The organism is Parabacteroides leei, from assembly GCF_023369805.1.
In the GTDB taxonomy this organism is placed as follows: domain Bacteria; phylum Bacteroidota; class Bacteroidia; order Bacteroidales; family Tannerellaceae; genus Parabacteroides; species Parabacteroides leei.
In genome coordinates this window covers 250,334-265,702 of sequence record NZ_JAMBQG010000006.1, presented here as the reverse complement: position 1 = coordinate 265,702, position 15,369 = coordinate 250,334, and the positions used below count along the sequence as shown (strand labels likewise).

Genomic DNA, 15,369 nt, shown 5'->3' with positions numbered 1-15,369 from the left:
ACTTATTCCGATTTAATCTTAAAGAATATACAATAGGTAACCGGAAGCACGAAGATGGTCAGGATAGTCGATACAAACAAACCTCCCATAATCGTAGCCGCCATACCGGCAAACATCGCATCCCCCAACAAAGGAAGCATACCCAGGATCGTAGTACCCGAAGCCATCGTCACAGGCACGATACGTGTCTTGGTCGCTTCTATGATAGCATTGACAGGAGCCAGTCCACTATCCATCTGGAGACCTATCTCATCGACAAGCACAATGGCATTCTTGATGTTCATACCGATCAGCCCCAATAGTCCCAACATCGCAAAGAAGTCGAGAGACTTTCCGAAGACCAACAATCCCAATACTACCCCGATAAAGATCAACGGAAGCATTGCCATGATCAATACCGGTTTCCGGTAATATTTCGGGAAGAGGAACAGTAAGGTAATATAGATCAGACCAAACATCAAAGGAATGTTAGCTGCAATAGCCTTATTACCTTTATCCTGTTCACTTTGTTCTCCGAAATAAGTCATCTTATAACCTTCGGGAACCTGTATTTGTTTTTGGGCTTCCGTCCAAAGATGACTGAATGCAGCCATCGTGTTGGCACCGCGTTTCGGCTCGCACTGCATCATCATATACGGTTGACGGTTGAAACGCCTTACCACATTGTATTCGTAATCGAGAGAGAAATCGTCGATTACCTGCTCTACCTTGACTGAACGTCCTTTGGCACTATAAACCGGCAACGTCTTAATATCGTTCAGGTTCATAGAGTCGCGGTCGGCATCCTTCATCAGGATAGGCATAAAGACATCGCCTTCACGGTACTCACCGAGCGGAACACCGTTCGTTGCCGAGCGAAGGGAATAAGCCACCTGCTGACGGGTGATACCCAGACGCAAACCTTTTTCCTGCGAATACAACGGCTTCCATACCGGAACTTTATTGCCCCAGCTATCGCGCACTTCCATCACCTGGTCGTACTGGCGGGCTATCTCCTTGACTTTCTCCGTCAAAGCCACCAGAGTATCCACATTATCTCCGATAAAACCGATCTCAATAGCGGCATCGGGCACAGGAGACAAAGCGAACAGGGCCGAACGAGTCAGGATGTTCGGATAGTTTGCTACCATATAATCGTAGAATTTACCTTCTTCCGCTTGTGCATCTTCCGCCTTTTGAGTTTCGATCAATACATTCGCAAAGTTAGGCTTCGGTCCCACCGACGAACTTGCCAGGTAATAACGAACCGGGGAACCTCCCAGGGTAAATGAGTACGATTTGATGTTCTTATTATTACTCAGGTAACCTTCAATCTCTTTCACGCTCTTCTCTACATCGTAGATACTGTAACCTTCCGGGAAGATCAGGTCGGCACGGAAATAAGGCTTGTTCATGATCGGGAAAAAGCTCTGCGGCATGATCCCCATAATAAATAAAGAAAGGAACAAGGTCGCAACGACAGAAGAAACGGTTACCCATCTGCGTTTGATAAGACGGGCCAGAACCTTTTCAAACTTATGATACAGTTTCGTATCGTAAGGATCTTTCGCTTCACCCGGTTTGGCTTCTTTCAGGATAAAGTTACCGAAAGTCGTAGTTTGCGTTAATGCCAATACCCAACTCAAGCCTAACGATACAGCCAATACAATAAACAATGGTTTAACGATCTCGGCTACAGCGGCAGGTGCCAGGTACATCGGCAGGAATGAACAGACTGCAATAAAGGTTGCACCCAATAAGGCCCATTGTGGCTTGGTTGCTCCGTCTACCAAAGCCTGGTAGCGGGATAACCCACGCTTGATACCTACCTGCGCATTATCTGTTACCACAATCGCATTATCCACCAGCATACCCATCGCGATGATAAATGCAGCCAGCGAAGTTCGGTTCAGTCCGACACCCCAGATAAGCATAAGCAGCAATGTACCCCCTACGGAGAAGAGCAGCGAACTACCCACGAGCATGCCGGCACGCGATCCCATTACAAGGAAAATCACTACAATAACGATCAACAACGATTCGAGCAGGTTAAGGATAAAGCCGTTGTTCGCTTCATCGGCAATCTTATTTTCCGGATAGATGGTCTTCAAATCCATGCCGATAGGAAAAAGCCGTTCCATTTCTTCCAGATGGGCAGCGACATCATTACCGACAGCCACTACGTCATCATTCGGTCCTGTTGCCACCCCTATACCAATAGCTCGTTTGCCGTCCACACGCATCAGGTTGGAAGGAGGATCCATATAGCCACGTTCAATAATAGCAATATCACCCAGACGCACTTCACCTCCACTTTTGGTAACAATCAACTGGTCGCGTATATCCTGTATATCTTTATAAGTACCCTCAGTTCTCAACCGCAACTGATAGCTGCCGGTATTGATATCACCGGTATTGACCAACAGGTTTTGTGTTTGCAGTACCTGCTGGATAGAGTTAGGGTCAATCCCCAGGTTAGCCAGTTTCGGTACCGAGATCCTTACATTGACAACTTGTGTCTGTTCACCAAACAGATACACCTTCTGTACGCCAGGTACCGGAGACAATTCAGTCTTGATCTTTTGCGACCAGTCACGCAGTTCGTCATAAGTAAATCCATCATCGGCAGTCAAGGCATAATAGATACCGAATACATCACCAAAGTCATCACTGACCGATATGGAAGAGGCACCGCTCGGAAGGCGGGGTTCTATATTTGCCACCTTACGGCGAAGTTCATCCCATTTAACAGGCATATAGTCAGGTGCAAGCGTCGGTTGCAATTCGATCGATATCTTCGACATCCCGAAATAAGACTCCGACTTAATCTGATACACATCCGACATAGACTGTATCTCTCTTTCGATCGGTTCGGTAATCAGTTTTTCCACTTCAAAAGGAGTTGCTCCCGGATATTGCGTAACCAACACAGCCTGTTTGATTACAAAGGGGGCGTCCTCCTTCTTCGGCAGTTTGAAGAAAGAGTATATACCGCCAATCAGCATCACAGCCAGAAAGAAGTATATAATCTTACTATTCTCTAAGGAATATTTTGGAATATTCATTGTTTATCTTCTTAATCTGTTAATACTTTTACTTGTTGTCCGTCTACAAGGCGGGTTGCTCCGGCAGTAACGACACGTTCTCCGGCTTTCAATCCTTGCAGAATGATCACGTTGTCTTTACCAACCAGTTCTCTTACCGTGATCTTGCGGCGTTCAACCTGCTGGGTTTGTGGATTAAAGACAAAAACGAACTTATCGCTACTGTTCGCTTCGTCGGCAACAATAGCAGACAGGGGTATTAATACAGCTCCTTCGTTGAAACTCTGGCTTTCGATATTCAGTACAACGCGGCAAGAGAAACCTACGGCTACCTTATACTTATTGAGATCGAATGCAGGATCGTCGATATACAGGAATACAGGAACACCGGAACCGTCGGGAGACGCTTCCACATATTCTTTTACTTTAGCCTTGAAACGGATGCCTTTATAGTTGTCAAACTCCACATAAATCGTATAAGGAGTCGAGAAATAGGTAATGTTCGTTTCCGGCATTGTAAACTGGATTTGCAGTTTATTAGGATTAATCAGGCAGACAATACCCTGCCCCATCTGTACCTTCTGATAATTCTCTACATACTTCTTCTGGATAAAACCGTCAAAGGGAGCACGAAGCTTGGTTTGCTCCAATGTATTCTGAGAGTTTTCAAATGCAGCCTGGGCATTGGAATAAGAAGCTTTTGTCGTTTCATATTCCTGCTGGGAGATCGCTTGCTTCGCCAGCAGTCTTTCAGCACGTTGCAACTGGGCTTGTGCAGTTTGGAAGGAAGCCTTCTTTGCTTCAAAATCCCACTTGAAATCCTGAGGGTCCATTTCTGCTACTATTTGTCCGGTACGTACTTTCTGCCCTTCTTCCACGTTCAGGGAGATCAATGGTCCGGACATTTTAAACGCCAGGTCACTGAACTGGTCAGGAGATACTACACCACTGAACGATTTCTCCACCACATTTAATGATGCTACTTCAGTCAACTTTACCGGACGAGGCCCATGCTCTTTCACCGGCGGTTGGCTACAAGACATCAATGCTGCCAATACAAAAACGGGAATTAATTTACCATTCATGATAACTTGCATTTACTTATTTAGTTATTTGTTAATTATATGCTAATACAAAGTCATATAATACTATGTGTTAAGTCATAGCATTACAACATTCATTTTTTTATAATTGTTCGGATATTACCTACCTTTTTATCAGCGGAATACCATTTGCTTGTACATAATTAAAAGGACCAACTGTCCCAGTCAATTTTTGCTTCCATTACTTTTTCCTGTTCATCAGGAACGGCCGGGAAGAAATCTATTCCCGTTACTTTCTCTACACTATCAACAGGGATTGCCATAGATCTCAATGCTGTATTCTTATAGTCCCTGTTCTCAAAAATAAATCCGATAGCCTTATACTCATCGCCGGAAACATAACAAATCACTTTGTAAAATGCACCGGGTACTCCTATCCTGTTCTTTCCCATACGCTTCATGTCGTCTGTCATAACAGGACCGGTAGCAATCAATAAAGCTCCGTAATCGTTCGCCCACATCCGGCTTAATTCTTCCAGATCTTTCCAGATTCCACGATTCAATGCCGGCTTCTGCGGACAAATATTACTCAGATAAAACGATTCGCGCATTGCTTTAGCCGACCATTTCATGTCACCCGCCGGAGCCAAATGGCCACGGTCGTAGCCCGTACGGGTATAATCATCGTTGGTAGCAGTAGCTCCTTTTACCAACGGATCAGGAACGAACTTGTTCGAACGTTCCGTCTTTTTACTTTTTGCTTCTTCGGGAGTCAATTCATAGGCAACCCAGTTTGCTATTTTGTAATCAGAATTATATGATACGGTATATCCTTCATGGCGAATTACCTGTTCAGACCGTTTAGCCTGCAACTTGGGTATCTCTGCGTTTGCTGGGATTTTGAAGGTCGTTGTTTTGGGACGGGGAGGCTTTATTGAGGATGACTCATCTTTTTTCTTTTGCTCAGGAACCGGCTTTTTCGGAGTTGCAGGCTTCTTCTGCTCTTTAGCAACTGTTTTTTGCTGTTCCTTCACAACTGGTTGTTTTCCGGTTACAGGATACAGATAATCATATAAAAATAAAACGCCTATCAGACAGGCAAGCAGTATAGAAATAGCGACAAATACCCGTTTGACAGCCAGAACAAACGATGATACCTGTTTTTTCTTCTTCCTCGATTTCGACTTTGTTTTACTTTTTCCTTTCACCATCGACCAATAGCCTCACATTATCCCCGGCAAAAGTAGATAATGTGAGGCTACCAAACAATATATAAATCTTAAATCTATTCGTCAATATTACTATAAAAAGTGCCCGTATTAAAAGGGACACTTTAAATTGTGGGCTCCAGGACCAACTTTATAAGCTTTTCCTTTGGGCGAAATCACTATTGCAGTTGTTTGTTCGGGTACCTGAATTTCAACAAGAATATTACGCCCCGATTTCCGTAAATCTACTTTGATTTCACCATAATGAGTCGCTACCGTAGCTGACGCTTCTGTCAAAGAACCCATCTGGGGCTTTACCTGGAAAGTTTTAAATCCGGGCGAAGTCGGCTCTATGCCACAGACTTTCTGGCTGAGTAGTGTTAACGGACCACCACTCCATGCATGATTGATCGTTCCGCCACCAAAGCCATCGACTCCTACTCCCCAGCCTTCAAACAAGGTCGTATATTCCTTATAACCTAACATACCGGCATATCGATCCCGCATACGCTGCAACGCAACATCCGGAGCCCCAATATGGAAAAGAGCCTCCAGTACATATTTTTCCATATACGGACTGGCATGATACTCTTTCTTCAGCAGTTTCAATATAAAAGGATATTTATCTTTCGAGGCCAAACCGGAAAGGACAGCCATTGCCTGTGCCCGGTCGTCATTCTCACCATGATAACCGGGAGAACGATAGGCTGTTCCTGTCCAGAACTTCGTATTGAAACATTTCTCAATGCTATACATCATACGGCCGATCTCATCGGCATCGGCCTTCTTCCCTAATTGAAGGGCAAAAACTTTTTCTGCTTTCAGTGCGAGATAGTACCAGCAATTGGTCAGTACTCCCATGTCTATCTGTTCACCCCAGTCGCCCCAGCTCCATTCTCCGCTACGTTCAACAGGCAGGCCGCTTTTGTCGACCTTCCAGGTTTCGTGCAGGTAACGGTGCAGACGGTCGTAGATAGCCGGAATGAAAGTACTGTCGCCGCTATAATAATATTGGGTATAAAAACCGTACCAACCGACAGAAGCCAGTATCTGTAAAGGTAGTTCCTTCGACCAGTTACCGGCAGGAACCGGAGCAAACAGCGAACCATCGGCACGCTGCCAGTTCATCAACTCATGGATACCCTTTACGGCCAATTGATGAGAAGAGGTAGACAAAGCATAGAAAGCTTCACCCAGTTCGTTCACTTCATCTCCCCACCACTGAGCACGCTCACGTTCGGGACAGTCCATATAGTTGTCGCGCATCGTTATATATAATGTACGGGCTGAACGCTTCCATAGTTCATTCAGGAAAGGATCGTTACACCGGAAAGCTCCGGCAAATTCGGTATCATATCCCGTTTCACGGTATTTCACATCCAATACCTTTACACCTTCAGGGATAATGTACCACATTTCGTGGCCGCTTATCCATCCATAACTTTCATATTCCTGTACTCCTTTACGAGTGATGTATTCGGCACGAATATTTTCCGGACCACCTCCCCGATAGTTATCAGTCTGCATATGGATCGTCTTGCCTTCGGATGCTTCCACTTTCAGATAGGGTGTGAACTGACAATTGTAAGGCAGGCGGCAGAACAAAGTATCACCCTTTGCCGACTGCCGAACATTTGGATATGCTTTCAAACCAAAATCTTTAAACATCGGTATCGGACGTTCCACCAGCTTACCCAATGGAGCCTTTCCTACTACACACGCAATTTCTGCACCCGGGAAACCACCGTTAAAACCAGGCCGGTTCCAACCATCCATTGCTATCCGGGCATCAAAACGGATATTACTTTCCGACAAGCGATAATTCGGGAAAGGAGCTTCCGTATTTTGATAAGCATCATAAACGGAACATGCCCAACTCTTATCCGAAATAATCTCTACTCCGGGTGCAATGGCTTCAAACAATAAAGCAGCCATTCCACTGTTGACATGGCTGAAACCATTCTTTCCGAAATGCCACACCAAAACAGCAAGCGTGTTCTCTCCTGAAACAAGATAAGGAGCAATCTCCACCGAATCATAATAGGTATCGTAGGGAGAAGGACCACGTTTCAAACCGCCTTCAAAGACAACCATACGTCCGTTGATCCACAGCCAGTATTTACTGTCGGCAGCGATATGGGCTGTCAGAGTAGTCGGTACTTCATCTATAGATACGGTCTTACGATAAGCTAACCAGGTGTTGCTTGCACTTTGACATCGTTCTGTGTTGATACATTGTGCTTTCCAGTCGTTTTTTGTCTCTGCTGAAGCGAAAATACCGATACATGCGAGTAACAGAAGATATTTTTTCATCTCATTGCGATTTAAGGTATATACTATTTACTATTTTCCAGAATTACCCGTACACCCGTCGGAGCTTTTATATCGCTCTTTATCTTGCCGTCCGTCCCTTTTTCATGGCGGATAGTAATGATTCCTTCAGGTGTAGGAAAAGTACCTTCCACCCAATCCAAATCTCCCAGATACGGAGTGATACGAACTACACGACAACCGGGTTCCACAACCTGTACACCCAGTACATATTCGCTCAGCCAAGCTGTCGGACCGGAAGCCCAGCCATGACACAGGCTATGACGGAAGCCTTTATAACAATAGTCGCCATAATCGCCATGAATGTCTTTCTTCCCTTCCGGAACGAGTTCGTCAATAGCTGCTGCATCAGGCAACCAGGCCATATTAAAATCTTCCCAGAACGTAGTAGCCCCCAAGTCGATCATCGCTCCCCAATACTGACGGATCACATCTATCGCACCCTGATAGTTGCCGGCAGTTGCCATGGCACGCAACATATAATAACCATAGAAAGTAGAAAAGCCTTGTGCTCCGTTTACCGAAAGGTATTTTTTGTCGGCCTCTTCCGGTTTCATCAGTCCGGCTAATGCCAGTAAAGCAGCAGCTTGTTTAGAACCCGGTGCGTCCGGTGCTATTTTCGACTTAAGTAGTGTTTTTGTTACCTGAGGGGCAACCTTTATCATTCTTTTTGCTGTTTCCAGGCATTCGGTAGCCAGGGTTTCATCACCTAACACAGTACACAATTCGCCACCGGCTTTCATCGCTTGCAGAACCAATGCCTGTAAACCGGCATTGATTGCTTCCGGATTCTCACTGGAAGGCCAGTCCAGAAAACGCCATCCGTCCAGCTTCTCATGCCCGCTGGCATCTACTTTCGACAGCAACTGACGTAATAGGCCACTCAGATAAGGTTGTTGTTCTTTCAGATAGGTTTTGTCGCCCTGGTAATAATACCAATCGCGCTGGATCAGTAACCACCAGATTGAATAAGCACTGATCCCGTTCATCCAGTCGGGAAGCGGAGTAGCTTCACGGATCAGGTCAAGGCTTTTGGGAACGACTTCATTATAACCGAAAACGGAATTGATCGTCATGACTTCCGGGTGCATATCTCCCAGCCAGACCAGGCGGTCGCGCTTGATGCCATCCCACAGATATTCCTGCATATTCAGATGGACGGTGTAAGCCCCGGTCTGCCAGATCTTGTTCAACCGCTCGTCGCTGCTTCGGAATGATCCTTTATATGAAATATCGCGATAAGTGGAAATAGCACGCACCTCTTTTAAATGCAATTCGGTAGAGTCGTCAATAAGATCGATACGGGCAAAGCGGAAGCCGGAATTACCTATTTCCATTACTCCCATCCAGGGGAGTGAAACGATACAGTCACGCATGGCATGGTCGTTACTCGCCCCATTCTTTCCATCGATCTCACACATGGTTTCGCTTACAGATTCTCCCAGGCGGATACGCACCGAAATGGGTTTATGATCCGGGAAACCGCCCGTTACAAGTTGGATACCTCCTTGCAGTTCCTTGCCAAAATCAAACAGAATAGCGGGATGTTTCCCTTTCGTACTCTTCAATTTACAGATTGTACGATCCACCAATCCAGCCTGTCCGTTACCCGGTAAAAGCAAATTATCGGCATCTTGTATTTGTTCGCTGTGTTGCTGCCATACGATACGCGTTGGAGAAAGATATTCACGTATACGGCTGTCCCGCTGCCGGGCTGTTGCCGACAGGGTACAAAATAAAGTAAAGAGTATAAGTATCTTTTTCATGGTCTTTTTCACAAACTAGTCTGAATAATCGGAAGATGTGTCAGAAACGTATTTCCGACACACCGTCTTCATATCATTTATATTTATAATCCAAAAGCAGGAACGAGATCGTCCAGTTGCTGGTCGGTCATTCCTACCGGTTCATATCCGGCCATACGGGCACTGATATAGATTTGGGCTGATTTACTCAGCGTATCGATAGCATCGAAGCATTCGATCAGGTCTTCACCCACTGCCAGTATCCCGTGTTTTTCCCAAAATACGACATCATGCTTTTCGAGTTGCCGGATCGTGGCATGCGCCAATTCAATCGTTCCGGGGATTTCATAAGGGACAATCCCTACTCCTTTCGGCACGATAATACGACATTCGGGGATCATACTCCACAAAGTACGGGTCAGCACTTTCGATTCGAGGAAAGGTTTGCAATGCGTCATACCGATCAGTTCGGTCGGATGGGTATGCAGAACGACTCTGTTGTCGCGTCCCAACGAACGAAGATAATTATGCATCATCAGGTGAGAAGGTAATTCAGATGTTGGCCTGACAGGTTGTTCGGCAATGATATCATAACTTTTCCCATCGGCTGCTATACGTATCAGCGCACCGTTGGCAAAGGGATCTTGTGCCACATAACGCATGCGTTTACCTGTTCCGGTAACATAAAACACATTTCCACCGAGGGAGGCCATCGCTTCCTGCAATTCGATAGCCGGGGCCAGTGCCGGTAATGCCATTTCGTCGTCAGTCAGCAAACCGGTCAAGTTTACAGATATATTCCCGCCGTTACGTTCGGCCCATCCTTTTGTCCAAAGATAACCGGCCACTTCGGCGATACGTCCTATTTCAGCCATCAGAGGGCTGTTGTTTCTAATTGTTGTCATTTTTTATTTGATGTAATTTAAAAATTGTATTAAAATTATTGTTCAATTCTCTGTCGATGCAGATTTTTCCGGGTTATACTTCGTTGTCAGGCCGTCCAAGGCTTCCGGAGTTATGAAAACGATCGTTTTTTAGCTCCGGAGGGATTGGATGTATTGCCAACGATCGTTTTTGCCACTCACAAGCTCTTGGAAGTATCCCCAACAATTGTTTTTATCACTCACAAGGCCTCGGAAGTATAGCCAACGATTGTTTTTGCCACTCACAAGGCCTCAGAAGTATTGCCAACGATCATTTTTGCCACTCACAAGCCTTCGGGAGTATTGCCAACGATCGTTTTTGTTATTTATTATCCTAATAAGTTGGGTAATAACAATGAAAATATCAGGATACACATCCCGGATACTAAAACAATAATCGTTTTCCTGCTGACACCTTTCCATTCGTTCAGTACGATACCCCACACATTACTGAATATGACATTCAGCGACATCAGGATACTCCACGAAAAAGCAAGCATGACAGGTGAGTCTGCAAAATAGCTTTTCCCCATCCCCAATCCGAAGAACTGCGAATACCACAGGACACCGGCCAATACACAAAATAAGACATTATTCAGTAATATCTTTCCTGTAACGGAGAAATAATCCTTTCCCGATTTATTTTTAATATTCTGAAATATACAGTAAACAGCATTTGTCAGGAAGCCACCCATTGTAACCAACAGGATCACAGGATTCAAAGCAAACAATTCGCTGGCTCCAGAGGTCTTTGCCTTTTCCAGTATCGGAGTTCCGGATTCAAGCCCCAGATTAAAACAGGCGCTCATCACACCCGCCAATAGCGCAACCAGCAATCCTTTTGTCAGGGCAAAGTCTTTCACGGCCGCCTTCTTCTCCTCGTCCGTCATGTTGCGGGCACGCAGGCTACCGGCATAACCTATCACTGCGATGCCAGCCAACGTTACGCAAACACCCAGTAAAAGAATCAATCCGTCACCATGAAATAAATCCGTTCCTCCGAATACTGCCGGAAAAAGCGTACCGAAACCGGCGCAGGTTCCCAAGGCAATACTTTGTCCCAAGGCAATTCCCAGATAGCGCATGCTAAGACCGAAGGTCAAACCTCCGACTCCCCACAGCATTCCGTAGATCAGAGCACCGGTACTACCTCCGGCGCTCCATAACTCTGCCAGGCTCTGTCCTTCCGGAATAGCCAGCTGTGCCCCCAGATATGGAAAGACAAGCCAGGCAAAAATGCCCTGTATCAGCCAGAAACTTTCCCAGCTCCAGTTCTTCACCTTATTGATCGGCACATACGAACTGCTTTGCCCGAAACTGCCGACGGCAATAATTAATAAACCTATTAATATATTCATATTACTACCGCTTGCTTGTTACCTGCGCTTCATATTTTTCTATCTCACCGATATAGTCTTCACCTACGGGTACATCGTTTTTCAGGCAGAACATATCCCATACGGCATTCCATGGAAGGCTCTTTAATTCTTCCTGCAGAGCCAGACGTTCAAATAATTTATCTTCGGCTTCATACTGTTGCAACGTGGCAGACGGTTCAAGCAAGGCTTGCAAGAATGCTTTTTGAGTGGCACGGCATCCGATCACATAAGCTCCGATCCGATTGATCGTTGCATCGAAATAATCAAGACCGATATGTACACGATCCAACGCATTGCAACGGATTATCTCGCGGGAAAGATCCAACAAATCATCACTAAGGATAACTACATGGTCGCTGTCCCAACGGATCGGGCGACTTACATGAAGCATGATCTCCGGAGTAAACAACAACATCGACGAAATCTTGTCGGCAATACTTTCCGTCAGATGGAAATGGCCGGTATCCAACGTTACGATCTTGTTGTTCTTCGCGCCATACCCCAGGTAGAAATCATAAGAGCCTACTGTATAACTTTCCAGACCGATACCGAACAGTTTGGCTTCGATACAGTCTTTCATATGTTTGTAATCGGTTGTAAATATCTCGTCCAATGAATCTTTCAGCAACTGACGATATTTGATACGGCTGGCCGGCACCTCTTTCGAACCGTCATGTATCCACAGGTTCATCATACAAGGATCATTTTGGAATTCCCCCATCGCTTCACTGACAGCACGGCAACGTTTCGTATGTTCGATCCAGAAATCCCGGATCGATTTGTCCGGATTAGCCAATGTCAGGTTCCCGCTCTTCGGATGAGAGAAAGAAGTAGAATTAAAATCGAGTTTCATATTGTTTTCTTTCCCCCATTCCATCCAACTCAGGAAATGAGCCGGCTCCACTTCATCACGGTCTACTTTCTTTCCGCCGAAGTCACCGTATATCTCATGCAGGTTCAATCGATGGGTACCGGGGATAAACGAGTTCGCTTTCAACACATCGGCACGCAACTCGTCTATATTCCGGGCTTTACCGGGATAATTACCTGTCACCTGTATACCTCCCGAAAGCGATCCATCTGGGTTTTCAAAGCCCGTCACATCATCCGCCTGCCAGCAATGAAGCGACAGGCTGATTTTTTGCAATTTCTCCAATGCACTGTTTACATCGACATTCAAGGCTGCATAACGTTCTGCCGCCAAATCAAAAGCCTGTTTTACATTCTTTTCTGTGTTCATGATATTCTTCTTTTTATCGTTTTACTATTTCAATATATCTTTCATAGACTTCTTTCCAGATTATTTCTTCCTGTGGCAGGAATGTTTCCGTATGAACGGATCCGGCTATCAACCGGCGCATTTCCCAACGGGTGGAGACAATACCTGCCGAGCGTGCCTGTATCATCGCATTTCCGATAGCCGTCGCTTCCGACGGGCCGGCTATCACAGGCATACCGATTGCATTCGCTGTAAATTGGTTTAATAAAGCATTTTTTGAACCTCCCCCTATCACATGCAGACAGTCGATACGGAAAGGAGCCATCTCTTTCAGCATACGGATCACTTCATTATAACGAAGTGCCAGACTCTCGAAGATACAACGGATAAACTCGGCATCCGTTACCGGTATTGGTTGCCCTGTTTCTTCACAATACTCTACAATGGCTTTAGTCATGCAGGATGGATTGGCAAAACGGGGATCATCCGGATTAACGAAACGTACAAAAGGCACTGCCTGCCCGGCCATCTGTACGATCTCCGGATATGTATAAGTACGACCGGCCTTTTCCCATTCCTTCCGGCATTGTTCCAACAGCCACATAGCCGTAATATTCTTCAGAAACCGGATCGTACCTTCAATACCACCTTCGTTCGTGAAATTATTTTCGTATGATTCTTTTGTAATTATAGGTTTTTCCGACTCGATCCCCATCAAGCTCCAGGTACCACTGCTTAAATAAGCAAAATGTATATCCTGAGCAGGAACAGCAGCTACTGCCGATGCCGTATCGTGACCTGCCACAGCAATCACAGGTACTTTACCGACACCGGTCTCTTCAGCCAGTGCATCTGTCAATTCGCCTACAAGTGTTCCGGGTAATACCACCTGCCGCACGATAGAAGGCGATACCCCCGCGGCTTCCAGCAAAGAGGCTTCAAATTGTCGGGTAACCGGGTTCAATAGCTGGGATGTGGAAGCATCGGTATATTCACAGACTTTGTTACCCGTTAATAGATAAGACAATAGATCAGGTATAAAAAGTATTTCTTTAGCATTTTTCAAAGGTGCAAATTCCTCCTGTCGGGCAGAATAGAGTTGAAAAAGACTATTGAAGTTCATAATTTGAATACCGGTCAGACGATACACTTCTTCACGCGAAACCCGCTGAAAGTATTTCTCCGGTATCCCTTCCGTATACGGGTCACGATAGGCCCGGGGTAATCCCAATAAAGTACCGTCCGGGGCCAGATAACCAAAATCGACTCCCCAGGTGTCGATACCGATCGAGTCGGGTATGATCTGTTGCTGTGCACAAAGCGAAAGACTTTTCTTTAGTTCTTCATACAGATTGTATATATTCCAATAGTATTTTCCATGTAATTCGAGCAGGTTATTTGGGAAACGATGAATCTCCCGCATTTCAAATTTGCCATTAATTAGTACTACCAAGACAGCTCGTCCGCTGGTTGCACCTATATCAAACGCTAAAAAGGTATGTTTCTTCATGATATAACAAAGTTATTTGTTTATTGATAGCAAAAGTATATGGTTAATTACTATATTTGCTTACGAAAATGATTTTAAACCTTTCAATTCTGACATGAATAAACACATCAGCGACCAACTGCGTTATCTTACCATCGGAACATCAGACGAAGACTGGGGAATTGTTGTTACCACCATTGGTTATCAATTTATCCCACCTAAAAGTCAGTACCCGTTATCCTGCCATCCGGAAAGTTATAATTTCAAACCGCAGACAGGACGTATCCTGAACGAATATCAGCTTGTTTATATAACGAAGGGAAGTGGTTACTTCTCTTCCCAATCCTGCAAGATGCAGAAAATAAATGCAGGAACCATGATCTTGCTCTTTCCCGGAGAATGGCATAGCTATTATCCGGACAAAGACAGCGGATGGGATGAATATTGGGTCGGTTTCCGGGGAATACATATAGATAAACGAGTAGAGAAACGTTTCTTCACGAAAGAAGAACCGCTTCACAAAATAGGATTAAGTGCAACTATTGTAGGATTATATGAAGATATATTAAAGTTTGCCTCACAAGAAAAATCAGGATATCAGCAGATGATATCGAGCATCGTACTTCATATATTAGGAACGGTTTATTATAAAAAGAAGAATAGTTCGTTCACGAATACATATGTAGTAGACAAGATCAACGAAGCTCGTATCCTGATGAAAGAGCAGATAGAGAATCCGATGTCACCAGAAGAGATCGCCTCACAATTAGGATTAGGTTATTCCTGGTTCCGCCGGATGTTCAAAGAATATACAGGCGTTTCACCCGCCCAGTATCAGTTGCAGCAAAAATTGCTGAGAGCAAAAGAACTTCTTACGGGGAGCAATCTGAATATATCGGAAATCGCTTATAACCTGAAGTTCGAAAACGCCGGTCAGTTCTCCACCTTCTTCAAAAAGAAAGAGGGCGTTACGCCCTCCGAGTTCAGGGAGAGGGCACATTAGATTTGT

The 15,369-nt window shown here is 45.1% G+C and carries 10 protein-coding genes; 1 reads left to right on the top strand and 9 read right to left on the bottom strand.

Features of this window, described 5'->3' with window-relative positions:
- Positions 1-2: 2 nt before the first annotated feature.
- The 9 genes from M1P97_RS11380 to M1P97_RS11340 all read right to left on the bottom strand — a co-directional run bounded on the left by M1P97_RS11380 (position 3) and on the right by M1P97_RS11340 (position 14,381).
- Complete coding sequence (locus tag M1P97_RS11380; protein WP_249389136.1) at positions 3-3,044, bottom strand: efflux RND transporter permease subunit; 3,042 nt, start codon at positions 3,042-3,044, stop codon at positions 3-5.
- Between the two features lie 11 nt (positions 3,045-3,055).
- The gene (locus M1P97_RS11375; protein ID WP_249389135.1) at positions 3,056-4,108 is read right to left on the bottom strand and encodes an efflux RND transporter periplasmic adaptor subunit; all 1,053 of its coding nucleotides are present in this window, start codon (positions 4,106-4,108) and stop codon (positions 3,056-3,058) included.
- A gap of 161 nt (positions 4,109-4,269) precedes the next feature.
- On the bottom strand, positions 4,270-5,277 hold the full coding sequence (locus M1P97_RS11370) for a DNA/RNA non-specific endonuclease (RefSeq protein WP_249389134.1): 1,008 nt from the start codon (positions 5,275-5,277) through the stop codon (positions 4,270-4,272).
- A 108-nt stretch (positions 5,278-5,385) separates the two neighbouring features.
- Positions 5,386-7,587, bottom strand: coding sequence for an alpha-L-rhamnosidase-related protein (locus tag M1P97_RS11365; protein ID WP_249389133.1), 2,202 nt, complete (start codon positions 7,585-7,587; stop codon positions 5,386-5,388).
- Positions 7,588-7,610: 23 nt separating this feature from the next.
- Positions 7,611-9,371: an alpha-L-rhamnosidase-related protein gene (locus tag M1P97_RS11360; RefSeq protein ID WP_249389132.1), complete on the bottom strand. Its 1,761-nt coding sequence runs from the start codon at positions 9,369-9,371 to the stop codon at positions 7,611-7,613.
- A gap of 83 nt (positions 9,372-9,454) precedes the next feature.
- Positions 9,455-10,255, bottom strand: coding sequence for a rhamnulose-1-phosphate aldolase (gene rhaD / locus M1P97_RS11355; protein ID WP_249389131.1), 801 nt, complete (start codon positions 10,253-10,255; stop codon positions 9,455-9,457).
- 347 nt (positions 10,256-10,602) lie between these two features.
- The gene (gene rhaT, locus M1P97_RS11350; protein ID WP_249389130.1) at positions 10,603-11,631 is read right to left on the bottom strand and encodes an L-rhamnose/proton symporter RhaT; all 1,029 of its coding nucleotides are present in this window, start codon (positions 11,629-11,631) and stop codon (positions 10,603-10,605) included.
- A gap of 4 nt (positions 11,632-11,635) precedes the next feature.
- Positions 11,636-12,892 carry an L-rhamnose isomerase gene (locus tag M1P97_RS11345; protein WP_195371560.1) on the bottom strand — a complete coding sequence of 419 codons (1,257 nt, stop codon included), beginning with the start codon at positions 12,890-12,892 and terminating at the stop codon, positions 11,636-11,638.
- 13 nt (positions 12,893-12,905) lie between these two features.
- Complete coding sequence (locus M1P97_RS11340; protein WP_195371562.1) at positions 12,906-14,381, bottom strand: rhamnulokinase; 1,476 nt, start codon at positions 14,379-14,381, stop codon at positions 12,906-12,908.
- A gap of 94 nt (positions 14,382-14,475) precedes the next feature.
- Between M1P97_RS11340 and M1P97_RS11335 the strand changes: the two genes are divergently transcribed.
- Positions 14,476-15,363, top strand: coding sequence for an AraC family transcriptional regulator (locus M1P97_RS11335; protein WP_249389129.1), 888 nt, complete (start codon positions 14,476-14,478; stop codon positions 15,361-15,363).
- Positions 15,364-15,369 lie beyond the last annotated feature (6 nt).

What these genes read in the sequence shown, in the direction of transcription:
- rhaD (WP_249389131.1), bottom strand. Translation starts at nt 10,255, where the DNA reads ATGACAACAATTAGAAACAACAGCCCTCTGATGGCTGAAATAGGACGT.
- M1P97_RS11345 (WP_195371560.1), bottom strand. Translation starts at nt 12,892, where the DNA reads ATGAACACAGAAAAGAATGTAAAACAGGCTTTTGATTTGGCGGCAGAA.
- M1P97_RS11370 (WP_249389134.1), bottom strand. Translation starts at nt 5,277, where the DNA reads ATGGTGAAAGGAAAAAGTAAAACAAAGTCGAAATCGAGGAAGAAGAAA.
- rhaT (WP_249389130.1), bottom strand. Translation starts at nt 11,631, where the DNA reads ATGAATATATTAATAGGTTTATTAATTATTGCCGTCGGCAGTTTCGGG.
- M1P97_RS11360 (WP_249389132.1), bottom strand. Translation starts at nt 9,371, where the DNA reads ATGAAAAAGATACTTATACTCTTTACTTTATTTTGTACCCTGTCGGCA.
- M1P97_RS11335 (WP_249389129.1), top strand. Translation starts at nt 14,476, where the DNA reads ATGAATAAACACATCAGCGACCAACTGCGTTATCTTACCATCGGAACA.
- M1P97_RS11380 (WP_249389136.1), bottom strand. Translation starts at nt 3,044, where the DNA reads ATGAATATTCCAAAATATTCCTTAGAGAATAGTAAGATTATATACTTC.
- M1P97_RS11375 (WP_249389135.1), bottom strand. Translation starts at nt 4,108, where the DNA reads ATGAATGGTAAATTAATTCCCGTTTTTGTATTGGCAGCATTGATGTCT.
- M1P97_RS11365 (WP_249389133.1), bottom strand. Translation starts at nt 7,587, where the DNA reads ATGAAAAAATATCTTCTGTTACTCGCATGTATCGGTATTTTCGCTTCA.
- M1P97_RS11340 (WP_195371562.1), bottom strand. Translation starts at nt 14,381, where the DNA reads ATGAAGAAACATACCTTTTTAGCGTTTGATATAGGTGCAACCAGCGGA.